This window comes from Roseateles chitinivorans, from assembly GCF_002761755.1.
GTDB lineage: Bacteria > Pseudomonadota > Gammaproteobacteria > Burkholderiales > Burkholderiaceae_C > Roseateles > Roseateles chitinivorans.
Genome location: NZ_PEOG01000206.1, coordinates 1 through 456 on the forward strand (window position 1 = coordinate 1; position 456 = coordinate 456).

Here is a 456-nt window from a genome sequence, read left to right on the forward strand (position 1 = left end):
GACCTGCGCGCCGAGGTGACCGGCGGCCCGGCGTTCGGCGCCGATATCGCGAATTCCTTTGCGGGAGCCAATGTCACGCTGCTGGCGGTCACGGCCATCGTGGTGGCGCTGCTGCTCATCGTCACCTACCGCTCCCCCATCCTGTGGCTCGTGCCGCTCCTGGTGATCGCCTTCGCCGACCGTGTCGGATCGGTCGTGGGCACCGCCGTCGCGTCCGGCCTCGGCATGAACCCGGACGGTTCGACCGGTGGCATCACGAGCGTGCTGGTGTTCGGAGCGGGCACCAACTATGCGCTGCTGTTGATCTCGCGTTACCGCGAGGAACTCGGCCGCACCGAGAATCACCGCGACGCGCTGCAGGCCTCGGTGCGCGCGGCCGCACCGGCGATCATCGCCAGCAACGCGACCGTGGTACTGGCGCTGCTGACACTGCTTTTCGCGACCGCCCCGAGCAAC

At 68.9% G+C, this 456-nt stretch carries 1 protein-coding gene; it reads left to right on the forward strand.

Annotated elements, in window-relative coordinates:
- The coding region (locus CS062_RS25390) for an MMPL family transporter (RefSeq protein ID WP_158238937.1) at nucleotides 1-456 on the forward strand (456 nt) is incomplete at both ends.